Annotated in this window: 14 protein-coding genes; 8 read left to right on the top strand and 6 right to left on the bottom strand. The window is 30.1% G+C overall.

What is annotated here, in order from left to right; translation table 11 throughout:
- Nucleotides 1–7: 7 nt before the first annotated feature.
- Both pheT and dnaN read right to left on the bottom strand, forming a co-directional pair.
- A complete protein-coding gene (gene pheT / locus AC2I98_RS07650) occupies nucleotides 8–2,437 on the bottom strand; it encodes a phenylalanine--tRNA ligase subunit beta (RefSeq protein WP_486413996.1) in 2,430 nt (809 codons plus the stop codon).
- A 36-nt stretch (nucleotides 2,438–2,473) separates the two neighbouring features.
- A complete protein-coding gene (dnaN, locus tag AC2I98_RS07645; protein WP_486413995.1) occupies nucleotides 2,474–3,592 on the bottom strand; it encodes a DNA polymerase III subunit beta in 1,119 nt (372 codons plus the stop codon).
- Nucleotides 3,593–3,860: 268 nt separating this feature from the next.
- Here dnaN and AC2I98_RS07640 point away from each other — a divergent pair, with 268 nt between their 5' ends.
- From AC2I98_RS07640 to AC2I98_RS07620, 5 genes are all read left to right on the top strand, one after another.
- On the top strand, nucleotides 3,861–4,139 hold the full coding sequence (locus AC2I98_RS07640) for a GNAT family N-acetyltransferase (protein WP_486413994.1): 279 nt from the start codon (nucleotides 3,861–3,863) through the stop codon (nucleotides 4,137–4,139).
- Nucleotides 4,140–4,145: 6 nt separating this feature from the next.
- Entirely contained in the window at nucleotides 4,146–4,772 is a 627-nt protein-coding gene (locus AC2I98_RS07635) for a carbonic anhydrase (RefSeq protein ID WP_486413993.1), read from the top strand.
- A 62-nt stretch (nucleotides 4,773–4,834) separates the two neighbouring features.
- Entirely contained in the window at nucleotides 4,835–7,660 is a 2,826-nt protein-coding gene (locus AC2I98_RS07630) for a hypothetical protein (protein ID WP_486413992.1), read from the top strand.
- A gap of 4 nt (nucleotides 7,661–7,664) precedes the next feature.
- Nucleotides 7,665–8,414, top strand: coding sequence for an SDR family NAD(P)-dependent oxidoreductase (locus AC2I98_RS07625; protein ID WP_486413991.1), 750 nt, complete (start codon nucleotides 7,665–7,667; stop codon nucleotides 8,412–8,414).
- A 157-nt stretch (nucleotides 8,415–8,571) separates the two neighbouring features.
- Entirely contained in the window at nucleotides 8,572–9,774 is a 1,203-nt protein-coding gene (locus AC2I98_RS07620) for an IS256 family transposase (protein WP_486413099.1), read from the top strand.
- 64 nt (nucleotides 9,775–9,838) lie between these two features.
- Here AC2I98_RS07620 and AC2I98_RS07615 read toward each other — a convergent pair whose 3' ends face one another.
- Together AC2I98_RS07615 and AC2I98_RS07610 are read right to left on the bottom strand one after the other, a co-directional pair.
- The gene (locus AC2I98_RS07615; protein ID WP_486413990.1) at nucleotides 9,839–10,297 is read right to left on the bottom strand and encodes a GNAT family N-acetyltransferase; all 459 of its coding nucleotides are present in this window, start codon (nucleotides 10,295–10,297) and stop codon (nucleotides 9,839–9,841) included.
- A gap of 46 nt (nucleotides 10,298–10,343) precedes the next feature.
- A complete protein-coding gene (locus tag AC2I98_RS07610; RefSeq protein WP_486413989.1) occupies nucleotides 10,344–12,710 on the bottom strand; it encodes an outer membrane beta-barrel family protein in 2,367 nt (788 codons plus the stop codon).
- Between the two features lie 84 nt (nucleotides 12,711–12,794).
- Between AC2I98_RS07610 and AC2I98_RS07605 the strand changes: the two genes are divergently transcribed.
- Both AC2I98_RS07605 and AC2I98_RS07600 read left to right on the top strand, forming a co-directional pair.
- Nucleotides 12,795–14,141, top strand: a complete 1,347-nt coding sequence (locus tag AC2I98_RS07605; RefSeq protein WP_486413988.1) for a sensor histidine kinase — start codon at nucleotides 12,795–12,797, stop codon at nucleotides 14,139–14,141.
- Nucleotides 14,131–14,811, top strand: a complete 681-nt coding sequence (locus AC2I98_RS07600) for a response regulator transcription factor (protein ID WP_486413987.1) — start codon at nucleotides 14,131–14,133, stop codon at nucleotides 14,809–14,811. Before AC2I98_RS07605 ends, AC2I98_RS07600 begins: the two co-directional genes overlap by 11 nt.
- A gap of 82 nt (nucleotides 14,812–14,893) precedes the next feature.
- Here the strand turns inward: AC2I98_RS07600 and gdhA are convergent, their stop codons facing one another.
- Nucleotides 14,894–16,243, bottom strand: a complete 1,350-nt coding sequence (gene gdhA / locus AC2I98_RS07595) for an NADP-specific glutamate dehydrogenase (RefSeq protein ID WP_486413986.1) — start codon at nucleotides 16,241–16,243, stop codon at nucleotides 14,894–14,896.
- 200 nt (nucleotides 16,244–16,443) lie between these two features.
- Nucleotides 16,444–17,034: a DUF937 domain-containing protein gene (locus AC2I98_RS07590; RefSeq protein WP_486413985.1), complete on the bottom strand. Its 591-nt coding sequence runs from the start codon at nucleotides 17,032–17,034 to the stop codon at nucleotides 16,444–16,446.
- Nucleotides 17,035–17,140: 106 nt separating this feature from the next.
- Between AC2I98_RS07590 and AC2I98_RS07585 the strand changes: the two genes are divergently transcribed.
- Nucleotides 17,141–18,175 (top strand): GyrI-like domain-containing protein, encoded by a 1,035-nt coding sequence (locus AC2I98_RS07585; protein WP_486413984.1) that lies wholly within the window; start codon nucleotides 17,141–17,143, stop codon nucleotides 18,173–18,175.
- The last annotated feature ends 42 nt before the right edge of the window (nucleotides 18,176–18,217 follow it).

Below are 18,217 nucleotides of genomic sequence, written 5' to 3'. Positions count from 1 at the left end.
GAATATTTTATCTCAACTCAGCGTTGAATTTTTCTTGATACAATTTGATTAATATATTCATTAAACCATCAATTTCTTGATCACTTAATGTTTTATTTTCGTCTTGAATCATAAAACTTAACGCATATGATTTTTTACCAGCAGGCAATTTATCTCCTTCGTAAACGTCGAATAAATTAACCGCTTTCAATAATTTTGTTTTAACTTCTTTCGTCGCTTTAAATAAATCTTCGTATTTAATAGAAGAATCAATTAATAACGCTAAATCTCTACGAGAACCTGGGAATTTAGAGATTTCTTTGTATTTCAAATCGTGTTTGTTTGCCAAAGCAACCATTGCATCCCAATTTAATTGAGCAAAGAAAACATCTTGGTTTACCCCTAATTTTTTTGCTAATTTCTTGTTGATGATTCCAAGTTTTCCTAAAGATTTTTGACCAGAAATAAATTCAATTCCATCTAAGAAATTATCATCTTTAGCTGGAATTTCATCTGTAATAGTAATATCTAAACGAACAAAAATTTGTTTAACTAAACCTTTCAAATCAGCGAATGAAGATTTACGTAAATTTCCTGTCCATGATTCGTTGTTAAAGTTACCTGAAAGAACGATTCCTAAACATTTATTCTCTTCGTAAATACCATTAATTTTACGGTATATTTTTCCAAATTCGAATAATTTAACATCCGAATTACGACGATTGATATTAAACGCAACATTTTCTAATAATCCATTCAATAACGTACGGCGCATTACAGCTAAATCAGCAGAAAGTGGATTTAACATCGCAACACTTTCTCCTTCTGGATAAAAGAAAATTTCTTCGTATTCTCTTTTCGTTAACGAGTTATTCATCGCTTCATTGAATCCGAAAGAAATCAATTGACGCGCAATAAAATCTTCAATTTTATCTGGGCTAACTTTTTGATTTGGAACATAAGAGAATGAGAATTTTGAAGGAATCTCGATGTTATCGTATCCATAAATTCTCAAAATATCTTCAATCAAATCTACATCACGTTGTACATCTACTCTGTAAGCAGGAACTTCTAAATCTAAAACGCCATCATTTTCTGATAAAATTTTAATTTCTAAATTCTCTAAAATTGACTTGATTTTTTCATCAGCAATTTTAACACCTAATAAATCTACAACTTTACCTAAACGTAATTTTACGTTAAAGTTTTGAATTGGATTTGCGTAAATATCATCAATATTAGATGCAATTTCAGCTCCAGCAACTTCAACTAATATCATCGCTGCTTTTTTCAATGCATCAATTGTAATATTAGGATCAATTCCACGCTCAAAACGGAAAGAAGCATCTGTGTTCAAACCATGTGCTTTTGCACCTTTACGAATTGTTACAGGTTCAAAATATGCCGATTCTAAGAATATATTTGTAGTCGCATCTGAAACACCTGAATCTTTTCCACCAAAAACTCCCGCAATACACATTGGGTTATTTTCGTTGCAAATCATCAATTCGTGTCCTTTTAATGTACGATCAACGCCATCTAAAGTTGTGAATTTTGTACCTTCAGCTAATTTCTGAACGATAACTTTATTTCCTTCAATTTTATCTGCATCAAAAGCATGTAAAGGTTGACCTAAATCGTGTAAAATATAATTGGTAACATCTACAACATTGTTAATTGGAGATAATCCGATTACTTTCAAACGATTTTTTAACCAATCTGGAGATTCAGTAACTTTTACATTTTTTAAGTAAACACCTGCATAACGAGGAGCAGCTTCTGTATCTTTTACTTCAATAGAAATTGGACTTTTCCCTAAATCTGTCGAAGGATAATTTGATATATCGTATGTTTTGAATGTTGACGCAATATCACGAGTTTTTAATGCGGCATGTAAATCACGCGCTACACCAAAATGAGACATAGCATCCGCACGATTTGGTGTTAAACCGATTTCAATTTCGTGATCAACTTCATCATTTTTTCTGAAAAGGTCAAACGTAGAAGTTCCTGGTTTTAAATCTTCTGGTAAAACTAAAATACCAGAATGATCTGTTCCAATTCCTAGTTCTACTTCAGAACAAATCATTCCGAAAGATTCTTCACCACGAATTTTTGCCTTCTTAATTTTAAATTCTCCATCTGGAGAAGGTAAAATAGTTCCGACAGTTGCTACAGGTACATTTTGACCTTCTGCAACATTAGGAGCACCACAAACGATTTGCGTTTCTTTTCCGTCTCCTAAATCTATTTTAGTAACTTTTAATTTATCTGCGTTTGGATGAGGCACAGCTGATAAAACTTTACCAACTATTACGGTTTCCAAGTAATTTTTAGCTCCACCTACTTGTTCTACACCTTCAACTTCTAGACCTGTACTTGTAAGTGTTGAAGACACTTCATCAAGTGTTATATCTGTATCAATGTAGGTTTTTAGCCAATTGTATGAAATTTTCATTGTATTGTATAAATGAATTTTATGAATTCTTTTTGATTATGCGTTTAACATAACTGGCATAACTAACATTAAGATTTCTTCGCCATCTTCAAGTCCATCAACTGGTTTGATGATTCCTGCGCGATTTGGTTCAGACATTTCTAATGTAATTTCTTCTGATTGTAAATTGTTCAACATTTCGATTAAGAAACGAGAATTGAAACCGATCTGTAAGTCTGTTCCGTTGTAATCACAAGGAAGTCTTTCTTCTGCTTTGTTTGCAAAATCGATATCTTCAGCAGAAATTGTTAAAGAATTTCCAACTAATTTTAATCGAACTTGATTTGTTGTTTTGTTAGAGAAAATTGCCACACGTTTTAAAGATGTTAAGAATAAGTTTCTATTGATCGTTAATACGTTTGGATTTTCTTTTGGAATTACCGCTTCATAATTTGGATATTTACCATCAATCAAGCGACAAGTTAACACGATGTTCTGAAAAGAGAAACGTGTGTTTGTGTTGTTGTATTCGATTGTAACATCGTCATTATTTCCTCCTAAAATATTTTTCAATAAGTTAAGCGGTTTTTTCGGCATAATATATTCTGCTGCTTGTAAATTCTCTAATCCGTTGCGTGTATATTTTACTAAACGATGCGCATCTGTAGCAACAAAACGGAAAATATCTGTACTTGCCTGAAAGAAAACTCCTGTCATAATTGGACGTAATTCGTCGTTTCCTGTTGCAAAAATAGTTTTGATAATCGCCTCTGATAATATGCTCGCACTAAGTGTTGTAGAACTTGCATCTTCGATATCTGGCGTTTGAGGATATTCGTTTGCGTCTTCAAATGCTAACTGATAATTTCCTTGTTCTGAAACAATTTCCAACGTATTTCCTTCTTTTTGAATAAAAGTAAGTGGTTGTGCTGGAAAAGTTTTCAACGTATCTGTTAAGATTTTTGATGGAATTGCAATTTTCCCGTTGTCATTAGATTCAACTTCTAATGTTGTCGAAATTGTTGTTTCCAAATCAGAACCAGTGATTGTTAATTGACTTCCGTCCAATTCAAATAAAAAATTATCAAGGATTGGTAAAGTATTATTAGAGTTAATAACTCCTCCGATTAAGTTAACATTTTTTAATAACGTGTTGCTCGATACAATAAATTTCATATGAAGAATATTTCCTTAAAATATCTAACAAATGTAATAAATAATCAAGTAAAAAACTCATACCTATACATTAAATATTATATAGAAAGGTTTGTTGTTGATAATCAAACAGAAAGCTGATTATTAAAAGATCATTATTATTTGTTTAAATTTTCTTTGAATAAAAAACTTTTCGACCTTAAATTTGTCTTGTGTTTATAGATATTTAACAAATGTTTTAGCTTAATCTCATCTAAAAAGAGTAATTTAATTTGAAATATAAACTGCAATGAAAATCGAATTAAATTTAGAAGGAAAGAATGGCGTTTTTGTCATGATTGACAATAATAACAAAGAGGTAGGAGAGCTTACTTTTATGTTAAAAGAAGAACAAATGATTGTCAATCATACAGGTGTTAATCCTGAATTGAGAGGTAAAGGTTTAGCCGAAAAATTAGTGTTAGAAGCTGTAAAATACGCCAGAAAAAATCAGTTGAAAATCATACCATTTTGTAGTTATGTAAGTGTTTACATTGGTAAACATCCCGAAGTACAAGATGTAATTTAAAAAATTATGAATTTAGAAAAAGTTTTCGAACACAATCAAGAATGGGTAAATAAACGTTTAGGTCAAGATGAACATTATTTTGATAAACTTTCAGCAGGTCAAAATCCAGAGATTCTTTATATAGGTTGTTCGGATAGCCGTGTGACAGCAGAGGAATTGTTAGGAGCAGAACCTGGAGAAGTTTTTGTTCATCGCAACATTGCAAACATGGTTATTGGATTGGATATGAACACAACTTCTGTTTTAGATTATGCTGTTGAACATCTAAAAGTAAAACATGTAGTAGTTTGTGGACATTACAATTGTGGAGGGATAAAATCGGCTATGATTCCGAAAGATTTAGGTGTAATGAATCCTTGGTTGAGAAATATACGCGACGTTTACCGTTTACATTCAGAAGAATTAAATGCGATTGAAAATGAAGGAATGCGTTACAATCGTTTAGTAGAACTTAATGTACAAGAGCAATGTGTAAATGTTGTAAAAAATCCTTTTGTGCAACGTGCTATGGAAAATGGTTTGCAAATTCACGGTTGGGTATTCGATTTGTTTACAGGAAAATTAATTGATTTGAATTTAAACTTTGATTCAATCTTAGAAAATATCAAAGAAATTTACGATATTAACGAGTAATTTTAACATTTCATTAGATTTGGTATAATAATTGTATTTAGATTGTTAACCAAACTATATCAATGATTAAGAACCGTTGGATAAAAAGAATCGGTATCGCTCTAATATCTATTATTGCGATACTTTTTATTTTAAGTTTTTACATCTCTTATTTTCTCAATGATCGTCTTCCAAAAATCATTGCAGAAAAAAATGATACTGCTTATAATCTAACTTACGAAGATTTAAGTTTCTCTGTTTTCAATTCATCTCTTTCTCTAAAAAATGTTGAAGTTTCGCCAAAAGATTCTTTGATGATAAAGGATTCTATAGATGCAACTGGAAAAGTGAAAGAAATAAATGTGGTTGGAATTAATTTTTTCAAGTTAATTACCAAAAAAGAAGTTGCTGCACTTTCTATTAATATCAATAGTCCTACCGTAAATTATTATCTAAAAGAGAAAAAAGATACCGTTAAAAAAGATACTATTCAACCCAAAGTTGGTCAAAGTATTGATGTTTCTAATGTAAATATCAAAAATGGTGAGTTTAATTTATATTCTCAATCAGGAAAAAGACACATGGCTAATGTTTCTAATTTTGATATTGATTTTGACGGCGTACATTTTAATGAAAGAACAATTAATAAGAAAATTCCGTTCAAATATTCTCATTTTGATATCAAATTAGACTCGATGTTTTTTGTTGTAAAAGAGGAACAGATTATTCGAGCAAGAAAAGTACGATTCAATGAAACTGATTTTGAATTGGATAATTTTTCGATGAAACCACTCAAAATGAATGGAAAATTTTATGTTCCAAATAATTCTGAAAAGGATTTGTTGGATATTCAAACTCCTTTACTTTCTTTAACAAATATGGATTGGGGTTTTACGTCGGAAGATAAATTATACTTTAAGACAGATTTAATTAAATTCAAAAAGCCAAAAATCACCATTATTTCAGCAAAGCCAGAAAATAAGGTTGAGAAACAATCTGCCAAAAAAGTGTCTATAAAAACAGAAGATGCTGAGTTGATAAACATCAAAAAATTACAAATAGAAAATGGAAAAATTCGTTCCCTTTTTTCGAATGCAACTACTGTAAAATATGCTGTTAATAATGTTGTGCTAAATATCGAAGGAATAAAAATGAACGAATTAACACGTACAAATGATATTCCGATTGATTATAAAACGTTTCGTATAAAGCTGGATTCGATGTATTATCGATTGAATGAAATGCATACGCTAACGGCTTCTAATTTTGATTTGACAGAAAAAAAATTGATTCTGAAGAATTTTAAAATGAAACCATTGATTTCTAAAAATCAATTCAATCAAAATTACACCAAATCAAATTCATTACTTGATGTCGAAGCGCCAATTTTAACATTGAATAACAATAGTTGGGGAATGAGAAATGGAGATTTTTATTTTCATTCAAATTCGATCAAGTTAGATGAAGTAAATGTCAAAATCATCGATCAAAAAAATCAAAAAGTGATTGCGAAGAAAGTAGAAAAAGCGTCGCAAAAATTCTTGATTAATTTTAATCTCGGAATTGATACTATTCAGATAAAACAATCTCGATTTATTGCATCACAAAAATTTGATTTCAATAATGTTAATTTGACTGTTTTAGGACTGAAAAACGAGTATGGAAAAGAACTTCGTATTAATCATGTCATTTTCAAGAATCCTAAATTTACGATTTTTGGTCAACCAAGACGTGTTGCTCAACGAGAAAATAAAACCTCGAAAGAATTTAATGATATTATAAAAGTTGATAAAATTTCTTTGGTAAATGGACATTTGGATGTGATTCCATATCAACAAAAAACACCAAATTTAACCTTAAAGCAAGTTCAGTTGGTGTTTGATCAAATTAATGTCGATCCAAAAACAATTCAAGAAGCAATACCTTTTTCGTACAAATCTGTTTTGTTAAAATCTTCGGGAATTGATTTTGATTTAGGAAAAACATATCGATTAAATACGGGAGCTTTGCAGTTTCACAACGGAAATTTAACGTTGAATCAATTAAATTTGAAGCCTAAAATTTCTCGAAAAACCTATACAGCTTCTTTGCAAAAACAAGCTGATTTGTACACAGTTTCTGTGAAACAATTGCAAGGGAATGGTATACAATGGGGGATTTCGCCATCAAAAGATTTTTTCTTGAAAGCAAATCAATTCAAGTTAAATCAACTTTATGCAAATATTTATAGAAGTTTATTACAACCAGATGATACGAAACGCAAAACGATGTTTTCGGAAAAATTGCGTGAAATGAAATTTGATTTAGGCGTTAAACAATTGCAATTGGTTAATTCTAAATTAGAATACGAAGAAGAAACAGAGAAAAGTATCGGAACAGGAAAATTGACTTTTTCTTCGATAAATGCGACCGTTAAGAATATCAATTCAGGTTACCGTAAAAAATCGTTGCCAGATGTAGATGTGAATTGGCGTTCAGAATTTATGAATGGAGATTTGCGTGCAAATTGGACATTTAATCCAATGAATCGTTCAGAGAAATTTAACATCAATGGTTCGATAACGAAACTTCCTGCAAAAAACCTCGATCCTTTTGTAAAGCCTTATCTTAAAGTTTCTATAGATGGTTATTTCAATCAAATAAAATTTAATTTTGATGGAAATGATAAAGTCGCAGGAGGAAATTTTGGAATAGATTACCAAGGTTTGAAAGTAAATGTTTTGCGCGATGATGGTTCGAAAAAGAAATTACTTTCAGCAATTGGAAATGCTGCAGTGAAGAATGATTCGCGTGGAAAAATGAAAGAAGAAAAAGTAGAAAATATCGAACGAAAACAGGATAAATCATTTTTTAATTTCTTTTTAGCTTGTATCTTAGACGGTCTTAAAAAAGCACTTTTAATTATTTAAGAAAATGAAAAGAACAGTCTTCATTACCGGAGCAACATCTGGCATAGGAATGGCGACAGCAAAGAAATTAGCACCAAATTATCGTTTAATTTTATGTGGGCGTCGTCAAGATCGATTAGATGAAATTCAGGCAGAATTGAGTCAAATAACAGAAGTAAAAACCATTCAATTTGATGTTCGTGACAAGGAAGCTGTTTTCAACGCAGTAGAAAGTTTAGATAACGAATGGAAAAATATTGATGTTTTAATCAATAATGCGGGAAATGCACATGGATTAGCACCTTTTGATACAGCTGATTTGGCTGATTTGGAAGCGATGATTGATATTAATGTGAAAGGATTAATCTACGTTTCTAAAGCGATTATTCCATTGTTAAAACAATCAAACAATGCGCATATTGTCAATCTTTCTTCGATTGCTGGAAAAGAAGTTTATCCAAATGGCGGAACGTATTGCGCGTCTAAAGCAGCGGTAGAATCGTTAAGTAAAGGAATGCGTTATGATTTATTGCCTTATGGAATTAAAGTTTCGAATATTGCACCAGGAGCAGTTGAAACAGAATTTTCGTTGGTTCGTTTCAAAGGCGATGAAGAAAAAGCAGATAATGTTTACAAAGGTTTCGAGCCATTGGTAGCAGAAGATGTAGCAAATACAATTGAATATTTGTTGCAACAACCAGAACACGTACAAATTGCAGATGTTACAATTTTTCCGAAAGCACAAGCTGGGGGGACATCAATTTTTAAGAAATAAATCTATTTTATATAATATTTTTAATTAGAAAGCCTCTAAAATAGGTAGTATCACACAAACTGTGTAAGAAGAAAAGTTATTCTGAAAAATTATGAGCCTTACAGCTCAAATAATTTTTCGGAGATAACTTTTTATTATTTTTAAACGTTACATAGTTATGATCGACAAAGAAGATTTATTAAACAGTAAGGATTTTTACAAGTCCTTTAAGAATGGAGAGGATTTAACATCCTTCTTCAAGGAGCTGCACAAGAAAGCAGTTGAACATATATTGGATGCTGAACTAGATAGTCATCTAGACAATGAAAAACATGCCAGAAGTAAAGATGGAAATTATCGAAACGGACATGACTCCAAGAAAATAAAATCCGCTTTTGGTGAATCAGAAATTAAGGTTCCTCGTGATAGACAAGGTAGTTTTGAACCTGCTTTAGTTCCCAAAAGACACAATATTATCGATGGTTTAGAAAATATTATTATTTCATTTTATGCCAAAGGAATGAGTGTTTCGGACATCGAAGAACAGATCAAAGAAATGTACGATTTTGATATTTCAACATCAACAATATCACGAATTACTAACGCTGTTGCTAGTGAAGTTGTTGCTTGGCAAAACCGACCGTTAGACGATTTATACTTGATTGTTTGGATGGATGGAATTGTTTTTAAAGTTCGAGAAAATTCAAAAGTCATCAATAAAACCATTTATTTAGCCGTTGGTTTAAACCGAGAGGGAAGAAAAGAAGTGTTAGGCATGTGGCTTGGAAAGAATGAGAGTTCCAGTTTTTGGATGAGTGTTTTGACCGATTTAAAAGCTCGTGGTGTTGAAGATATTCTCATTACAGCAACCGATAATTTGAACGGATTTACCCAGACTATTCGCTCTGTTTTTCCAGAATCGCAAACTCAAATTTGTGTAGTTCATCAGATTAGAAACGCTTGCAAATATGTGGTTTGGAAAGACAGAAAAGAGTTTTCTGCCGATATGAAACACATTTATACAGCACCCAACAAAGACGCCGCAAAAGCTGCTTTGGACGATTTTGCAACAAAATGGGAAAGTAAATATTTGTACGCCATTCAATCCTGGAGAAATAATTGGGATGAATTAACCGTATTTTTTGAATTTCCGCTAGAAATCCGTAAAATCATTTACACCACTAATTTAATTGAAAATCTAAACGGAAAAATTAGAAAATACACTAAAAATAAAATGTCATTTCCTACCGATGATGCTGTCTTAAAGTCTGTTTATCTGGCACTCAAAGAGTCCACTAAAAAATGGACTATGCCAATCCATAATTGGGGAATTGTTTTAAACCAATTTATGCTTATTTTTGAAAATAGGCTCAGATTATAAAATCTAAGCCCTAACTTTTCTACTTACACACTTGATGGGATAGTGTCCTAAAATAGAGGCTTTTTTAGTTTAATATCTTTTCATAACAAACACTTTCTTTCATACCTTTGTATTGATCATAATTTTCGATTCTTGTATAATTACATCGTTTATATAAAGAAATTGCTTCGGGTTGTTTTATTCCAGTTTCTAAAATACATCTTGCGTATCCAGATTCTTCTGTCCAATTTTCTAATTCATTCAAAACTCTTGTAGCAATTCTATTTCCTCTATAATCAGGATTTACATACATTCTTTTCACTTCCATTGTAGTGTCAGAATAATGTTTTATTGCTCCACAACCAACCGCAACATCATTCAAATAAGCGACAATAACATGTTGTATCAAATCAATTTTGTTGAATTGATTAAAAAAAGAATGTTGATCTCCATCTCTTATGGCTAAATCTTTATCTAATTCTGCTACCAATTTTTGAAAATCTTTGTCAGATGAATTTGTACGAATAATTTTGATTGAATGCATTAATTACTTTTGCTCAAATTTAACAAAAATTCATTTTTATAAAATACTAAATTCTATTTTGTTCTGCTGTTTTTTGAACTTGTTTTGCTTCGTTTACTTTCTGATTTCCAAAATTGTATTTTAAGTTGATCATGAAGTATTGATTGTCCCGATAATCTTTGAAAGACTGATTTTGATTCGCATAATTTGTTGAAATGGTATTGCGATCAGTTCTGAAAATATCATTAAAAGTTAAACCAATTTCAAAACGGTTGTTCCATAACTTTTTATTCAAAATTAAATAGGTGTTTTGAGAAGAACTGATATTAAACGAACCTTGAATTGCTTTTGAATTGTATTGATAACCAGCCGAAATATTTAATGTTTTTTCTTTATCCAAATCAAGTTGAGTACCCAAATTTATGTGATAAAAAAACACATCATTTTTATATTGTTGTTGATCTGGTCCGAAATAATAATTTTCGTTGTATTCGCCCATCGCAAATAAATTCAGTTTCCACCACGATTTTAGATTAAAGTTTTTTGAAAAATTAGCTCCAAAAGCTTGACCATTTTTGATATTTGTAAAATGATAAACAGTTTCGAAAGTATCAGGATTTTGAATTGAAATTTCCATTGCAGGATCTTTTTCATAACGATAATAGGTTTCAAAATTCCAATTACTCAATGTATAACTCAAACTCAAATTGTGAATAATTGTAGAAATTATATTGGCATCGCCTTGAAAATATGCGTACAAATTATAATATGATTTTGACGGATTCAAGAAATTATAATTAGGTCGATCAATTCTTTTTCCATAATTCAATCCTATTTGTTGTTTATCATTTATAGTATACATCACATAAAAAGTGGGAAATAAAGTTGTATTTGTTCGTTTATTGTGGTTATTGGGATTATCAGAAATCGTATTAATCCAAGTTGTTTCAGATCTCAAACCTGCTTTCGTTTCCCATTTTTTCCATTTATAATTAGACGAAACATACCATGCAAAAATTTGTTCTTTGTAATTAAAAATATTACTCTTTAAAGGTTGATATTCGATTTGATTTTGGATTAATTCAAAAAAATCCATGTCATTGTTATTTTTCACAAAACTATATTTTGCTCCCGATTCTAAGCCAAAATTTTCATCAGTGAAACTATAATCTATTTGAGTAGAAAATAAATTTAATTTCTGAATTGCAGCGCTTAAAAAACGATTTTCTTCATAAGGTTTATCTTTGAAATTCAGTTTCGTAAAAACATCTTGCTTTTCTTTATAATAACGATAACTAAAATTATTAGACCAAGTCAAATTATTTTTTCCATACTTTTTGTCATATATAAAATATGTATTAAAATTACTTGAAGCTTCTCGACGATGATTTTGAGTGATATAATAAGATTCGAGTTGATTATTATCTGTGTTGTAAATGTTTGTAGGAACTTCATAATTTCCAATAGAAGCGGGGTTTCTTGAACCATTTAATCCAAACTGAAAATTCTGTAAACTATCTCTTGTATATTGAGATGAAAAATTATAAATATGTTGTTCTTTTGCGGAAGTTTTGCGAATCATATCACTTTCCCAGCGTGTTTTATCTTCTTGAAAAGTTACAACATCAAAATTTTTTCGAACATAATTTCCGTTTACAAAATAATAACTTCCTGTTAATTGCCATTTATTTGTATTGTAAGTTTGCGATGTTCCCAATAACCCTTTAGCGTAAGCAGATTGATGATAACGTGCTCTGAATTGACCTTTGTAACCAGATAATACATTTTTCTTCATTTTGATATTGATAATCGCACTTCCCGAAGCTTCATACTTAGCTGGAGGATTCGTAATGACTTCAACAGAAGAAACTGTATTGCCATCTGTGTTTTCCAATAGTTGTTTCAATTGATCTTCTGTTATCAATGTTTTTTTATCGTTTATTGTAACCAAAATTTGAGTATTTCCTCTTACACTTAATTGGTCATTTTTAACAATAATATTTGGTGTATTTTTTACAATATCCCAAGCGCTAAGATTTTGTAAAGGTGTATTGTCAACATTAAATTCGATGCGATCAATTTTTCTTTTCAACATTGGTTTTTGAGACGATATTACAACATCATTCAATTTGATTGTTTCATCTTTTTTGAGAACAATTTCAATAGATTTTGTGTCATCAGTTTGATAAGTTTTTTCAAACTCTTGATAACCGAATTCTTTGATATAAATTGTAAATAATTTTGCTTGATGAAATTCAAAATTAAATTCTCCTTTTTCATCTGTTTCGATTAAAAGAGTTTCTTGTGAAGGGATTTCAATTTCAATAGAACTTTTTGTTAATGGATTATTTTGTTCATCACTTAACTTTCCTGTCATTATTTGCGCAAAAATGATTGATGGAAAAAAAAGGAAGAAATAAGAAATTGTTTTCATGCGATAAGTTTTCACAAAGTTGATTTTAAACAAGTCTTTTTTGGGTTAATGAACGGTTAACGATGCGTTAATCTGTGTTTTGTGATGAAAAACAATGTATTTTTGAATATGAATCTTTCTAAAAAATATTATTCAATTTTATTTTCTTTTGTATTGTTGATTTTGGTCGCTTTACAGGCTTATTACATTTACAATTCGTATCGTTTAGTAGAAAAAGATATGAATAAAGAAGCTTCTGAAATTGCTTTGAAAGTTTCGGATGAGATGAACAAATTTCAGAAAGTAATAGATGAAGATAATTTAATTAATAGTTTTAAGAAGTTATCACACGAAAAAGACAAACAATTTGATGAATTAAACGTTATTCGTTTGAATATCAATAATAATCATCAGGTGTTTACATCAAAAGTAGATTCGTTGATTGATTTTTACTCCAAAGAAAAAGATTATCAAATTGCGTTAAAAATGGATATTTATTCAGTTTATGATGAAATCAATCATAAAGAATTATTACCAAATAAACCATTGATAATGTATCGTTCATCCACAAAAATAATTCATCCAAAATCAATTAATCAAAGTGTTTGGTCGTCGGATGATATAAGTAATCAAAAAGATTCTGATTCAGGGATTGATAAAAGTGAGCGACATAAATACAAAATAAAATCACAAACTGATTATGAATTATTAAACCTTAGATTTCTAATTCTAAAGAAAATAATTCCTTTGGTTGTGGTGAGTTTATTGATTGTTGCATTAATAGTTTTTTTATACTGGAAATCTATTCAAAATTTGTCAAAACAAGAAGAGAAAATCAATCAATTACATCTAACAATAGACTCTATTGCACATGAATTGAATACACCAATAACGACGATGAAATTTGTGTTACATCAAGTTGAACATCAAGAAACAAAAGAAATGATGAAACGACAAATTAATCGTTTAGAAAATACGGTTGATTCTATTTTTGTGAAAAATGATGAAAATAATGAGTTGTTGGGGGAAATAATTTTAAGTGAAATTATTCAGAAAGCAAAGCTACAATTTCCTACAATTAAAATTACGCATCAAATATTTTTTGAAAAGAACAGAAGATTACAAACGAAAGACTTTCAGCAAATCTTTCAGAATTTAATTGAAAATTCTATCAAATATGGTGCAACTAAAATTGACTTGAACTTTAATTTTCAACACGAAATAATTCTTTCATTTTCTGACAATGGAATAGGAATTCCGACGAATGATTTACCTTTTATTTTTGATAAATATTTTCGTGTCGATCGTTCGATAAATCAAAATGTAAATGGTTTAGGAATTGGTTTGTATCTCGTAAAAACGATTGTTGATCGCTATTTTGGAACAATTAAAGTAGATAATAACAAAGAAAAAGGTGTCGAATTTATAATACAAATTCTGGATGAAAACTAAATTGATTTTGGTAGAAGATGATCAAGATTTGGGAACAGTTTTGACGCAATATCTTCAATTTTCTGACTTTGAAGTAACTTGGTTTAATCATCCACAAAAATTATTGAATGATTTGTCGATTATATCTTCAACTCAATTAATTATTTTAGATGTCATGTTACCCGAAATTGATGGGTTTTCTTTAGCAAAAAAGTTGTCTGAAAAATTTTCGGTTCCTTATTTATTTTTAACTGCAAAAGCACAAAGTTTTGATCGAGTTTTAGGTTTAAAATTGGGTGCTGATGATTACATTACAAAGCCTTGTGATCCGGAAGAATTGGTTCTGAGAATCAAAAATATTCTGAAAAGAAATCAGTCCGTTTTAGAAGAAATTATCCCAATTGGAATGTATATTTTTAAGCGAAATCAAATGACTTTAGTCTTCGAAGATGAAGTATTTCAACTCACAGAAAAAGAAACGGATTTGTTGTATTATTTTACTCAACATAATCAAAAATTAGTCACACGAAAAGAAATTTTAGAAACCATTTGGGGAGAAAATGATTATTTTATGGGACGAAGTTTAGATGTTTTTATGACTCGTTTACGCAAATATTTTCAGTTTGATAAGAATATAAAATTTGAATCGGTTCGTGGAATTGGTTTTAAAATAGATTTACCTTTAAATTAAAAGCCGAGAAAACTCGGCTTTAATAACAAACAATTGAATTCGAATTCAGTTTGGAAACTGAATTTTATAGTAAGATTAGTACTTAAATTCCTTGGGCAATCATGGCATCAGCTACTTTTACGAAACCTGCAATATTTGCTCCTTTATAATAATTTATATTGTGTTGATTCGGTTCTTTTCCATATTTTTTACACTGATGATGAATTTTGATCATGATTTCTTTTAATCGATAATCAACTTTTTCTCGGTGCCAATTTTGACGAATAGAATTTTGAGACATTTCTAATCCAGAAGTCGCAACACCACCTGCATTTGCAGCTTTTCCTGGTCCATATAAAATTTGATGATCTAAGAAATAATGTACAGCATCGGGAGTTGTTGGCATATTTGCACCTTCTGCAACCAACATACATCCATTCAAATGTAAAGTCTGAGCATCATGTATATTCAATTCATTTTCTGTTGCACAAGGTAAAGCGATATCACATGGCACTTTCCAAGGATTTTGGTTAGGATAAAATTTTGCATGAGGATAATAATCTATATAAGTCGAAATACGATCATAATCTTCGTTTTTAATTTTGAAAATAACGTTTAGTTTTTCATAATCAAAACCATCTTCATCATATATATAACCTGATGAATCAGAGAATGTAACTACTTTTGCTCCCATTTCTATAGATTTTTCTGCTGCATATTGGGCAACATTACCCGAACCAGAAATGGAAACAACTTTTCCACTCAATTTTTCACCTTTTTCGGCTAACATACATTCTACAAAATAAAGTAAACCATATCCTGTTGCTTCTGGTCGAATCAAAGAACCACCATAATCTAATCCTTTTCCCGTTAATACTCCAGTAAATTCATTTCTTATACGTTTGTATTGTCCAAACATATACCCAATTTCTCTTGCTCCAACTCCAATATCACCTGCTGGAACATCTACATCTGCTCCAATATGACGTGATAATTCGGTCATAAAAGATTGACAAAAACGCATGATTTCCATATCAGATTTTCCTTTTGGATCAAAATCAGAACCGCCTTTTCCACCACCCATTGGTAATGTTGTCAAACTATTTTTGAAAACTTGTTCAAAAGCTAAGAATTTTAGAATCGATAAATTAACAGTTGGATGAAAACGTAAACCTCCTTTATATGGGCCAATTGCAGAATTCATTTGTACACGATACCCTTTATTGATTTGTATTTCACCGTTGTCATCAACCCACGTTACACGGAATTGAATAATTCGTTCAGGTTCTGTAATTCGTTCGAGGATTTTAAATTTTTTATATTTTGGATTTTCTTCTACAAATGGTAGAATTGTTTCAGATACTTCTTCTACAGCTTGTAGAAATTCTTTTTCATTAGGATTTTTCGATTTGATAGATTGAATAAAGTTTTCTGTGTAAAATAAAGTATCCATTGTTTTTGTGTTTAATTATTGATAAAAATATAATTATTGTAAAATTTTATTACACTTATTTTAATTAAAATTTTTAATATTTATGAAGTTGATAAATTTCAAACGTTGTAATTTGTCAACTTCATAATTTTAACAACAAAAAAAGCAGGAAAATTTCCTGCTTGATAAATTTTGTATTTTTATACGTTTTGAAAAATGAGTTATTTTTTGAAAAATCCTCCTAATAATCCCATTGCATCACTTAATCCTAATTGTCCGTCTCCGTCTTGATCTAATAATTTTTCAAATCCGCCTAAATTAACTCCACCTTGATTTGCTTGTGTAGATGTTCCTCCAACTAAACCTCCTAATAATCCTGCAATACCATTAGAATCTAAACCTTCAGATTGTTTTTGTTTTCCTAAATAGCCCATTACAATTGGCGCAACTAAAGCTAAAATTTGCGTTACTTGTCCCATATTTAAACCAGATTGTTGTGAAATAGCAGACTCTACATTTTGTTGTTTATTTCCCAAAACATGTCCTAAAATTCCTAAACCATCTTGCTGATTACCACCTTGACCTAAAAATCCAGAAAGATTATCTAATATACTTCCATCATGTTGATTTAAAGCATTCGAGATTCCTTCTGCACCTCCACTTTGTGCATTTTTATTTAAAGCAGATAATAAAAAAGGAACTGCAGCAGCAACTGCTGATTGTGCTTGCGATTCGTTAATCCCTAATTGTTTTGCAGCAGCACCAACAACTTGTTGCCCAATAGCTCCTTGAATTAAATTTGTAAAGTCCATAAGTTTAAATTTATTTAAATCAAATATAGTATTTTTAACACATTAATTGAGATTAATATTACGAGTGCTATAAAGTATTTCTATTTTTGTACTTTCAATTTTGTAAATGAAACAAATAAATCTTTTTTTAGTAATTGTTATTGCGATTATCGCCTTGTTGCCAATCGTACTACCAAATCGGTTTGATGAAGAAATCGAATATGAGTTTGATGCTCCTGTAGGATTGGTTTATGACGAATTCTATAATCTTCGACAATTTTCTAAATGGGAAAAATTTACTGCTGCAGATACTTTAACCGTCAAAAAATTTACGAATACACAAGAAGATGATGAAATTTCGATGACTTGGGATTCTGAAGATGCAGCAATTGCGTCAGGAAAAGTAAAAATTGAAAATTTTGCGGTTAATCGTTTTGTTGATTATACAATTAAATATGACGGTTGGGAAAAATTAGATAGTTTAAATGTAAAGTTTGACCAAAGTGAAAATGGTAAAACTATTGCAAAAGTGAATTACTTGAGTCAAGATATTCCTTATTTCTATCGTTATTTTGCTTATTTCAAAAATCCAGAATCTAAGTTTCAAGAATCTTTAGATAATTTAAGTCAACGTGTAAAAATTCGCTTAGATAAAGATAAAAAAGAAGGTAGATTAAACTACGGAGAGTTTCGTATAACTCCCTTTGATAGAACTAATCTGTTAGCAATCAAAAAGCAAACGAAGATTGCAGATAATGTTATCATGGAAAAGGTAGATGAATCTTTTGAAGTGATTTATAAATCTTTGATAAACAAGGAAGAAGGTGGTTTTGATTTTGATTTAGGATTTCCTTATATCTATTTTACTGAATTTAATAAGGAAAAAGATCAAGTTACTTTTTTCTCAGGAATTCAATTAATTGAAGATTTACCTTTGCAGAAAGGAATGCAAAAAGTAGTAGTTCCTGGTGGCGATTATTTATTAACCTTGCACATCGGACCTCGATCAAAACGTAATCAAACCATTACAAAAATGAAAAATTATGCTCAATCTAAAAAAATAAAATTAGGAGAAAGACAATTAGAAGTCATGTTGAACGATCCGAAAGAAACAGATAGTTTAAAATTGATGTCGCGTATTTATATACCGATTGTAAAATAATAAATTAGAAAGAATTAACAATTTTTAAAATAGACTAAGCCA

The sequence above is a fragment of the Empedobacter sp. EJD.6dd genome, from assembly GCF_057369435.1.
Note: the sequence above shows the minus strand (reverse complement) of the source record. Positions and strands in the feature narration are given on the sequence as shown.

Coding starts and splice junctions, on each gene's coding strand:
- pheT (WP_486413996.1), bottom strand. CDS start 2,437: ATGAAAATTTCATACAATTGGCTAAAAACCTACATTGATACAGATATA.
- dnaN (WP_486413995.1), bottom strand. CDS start 3,592: ATGAAATTTATTGTATCGAGCAACACGTTATTAAAAAATGTTAACTTA.
- AC2I98_RS07640 (WP_486413994.1), top strand. CDS start 3,861: ATGAAAATCGAATTAAATTTAGAAGGAAAGAATGGCGTTTTTGTCATG.
- AC2I98_RS07635 (WP_486413993.1), top strand. CDS start 4,146: ATGAATTTAGAAAAAGTTTTCGAACACAATCAAGAATGGGTAAATAAA.
- AC2I98_RS07630 (WP_486413992.1), top strand. CDS start 4,835: ATGATTAAGAACCGTTGGATAAAAAGAATCGGTATCGCTCTAATATCT.
- AC2I98_RS07625 (WP_486413991.1), top strand. CDS start 7,665: ATGAAAAGAACAGTCTTCATTACCGGAGCAACATCTGGCATAGGAATG.
- AC2I98_RS07620 (WP_486413099.1), top strand. CDS start 8,572: ATGATCGACAAAGAAGATTTATTAAACAGTAAGGATTTTTACAAGTCC.
- AC2I98_RS07615 (WP_486413990.1), bottom strand. CDS start 10,297: ATGCATTCAATCAAAATTATTCGTACAAATTCATCTGACAAAGATTTT.
- AC2I98_RS07610 (WP_486413989.1), bottom strand. CDS start 12,710: ATGAAAACAATTTCTTATTTCTTCCTTTTTTTTCCATCAATCATTTTT.
- AC2I98_RS07605 (WP_486413988.1), top strand. CDS start 12,795: ATGAAAAACAATGTATTTTTGAATATGAATCTTTCTAAAAAATATTAT.
- AC2I98_RS07600 (WP_486413987.1), top strand. CDS start 14,131: ATGAAAACTAAATTGATTTTGGTAGAAGATGATCAAGATTTGGGAACA.
- gdhA (WP_486413986.1), bottom strand. CDS start 16,243: ATGGATACTTTATTTTACACAGAAAACTTTATTCAATCTATCAAATCG.
- AC2I98_RS07590 (WP_486413985.1), bottom strand. CDS start 17,034: ATGGACTTTACAAATTTAATTCAAGGAGCTATTGGGCAACAAGTTGTT.
- AC2I98_RS07585 (WP_486413984.1), top strand. CDS start 17,141: ATGAAACAAATAAATCTTTTTTTAGTAATTGTTATTGCGATTATCGCC.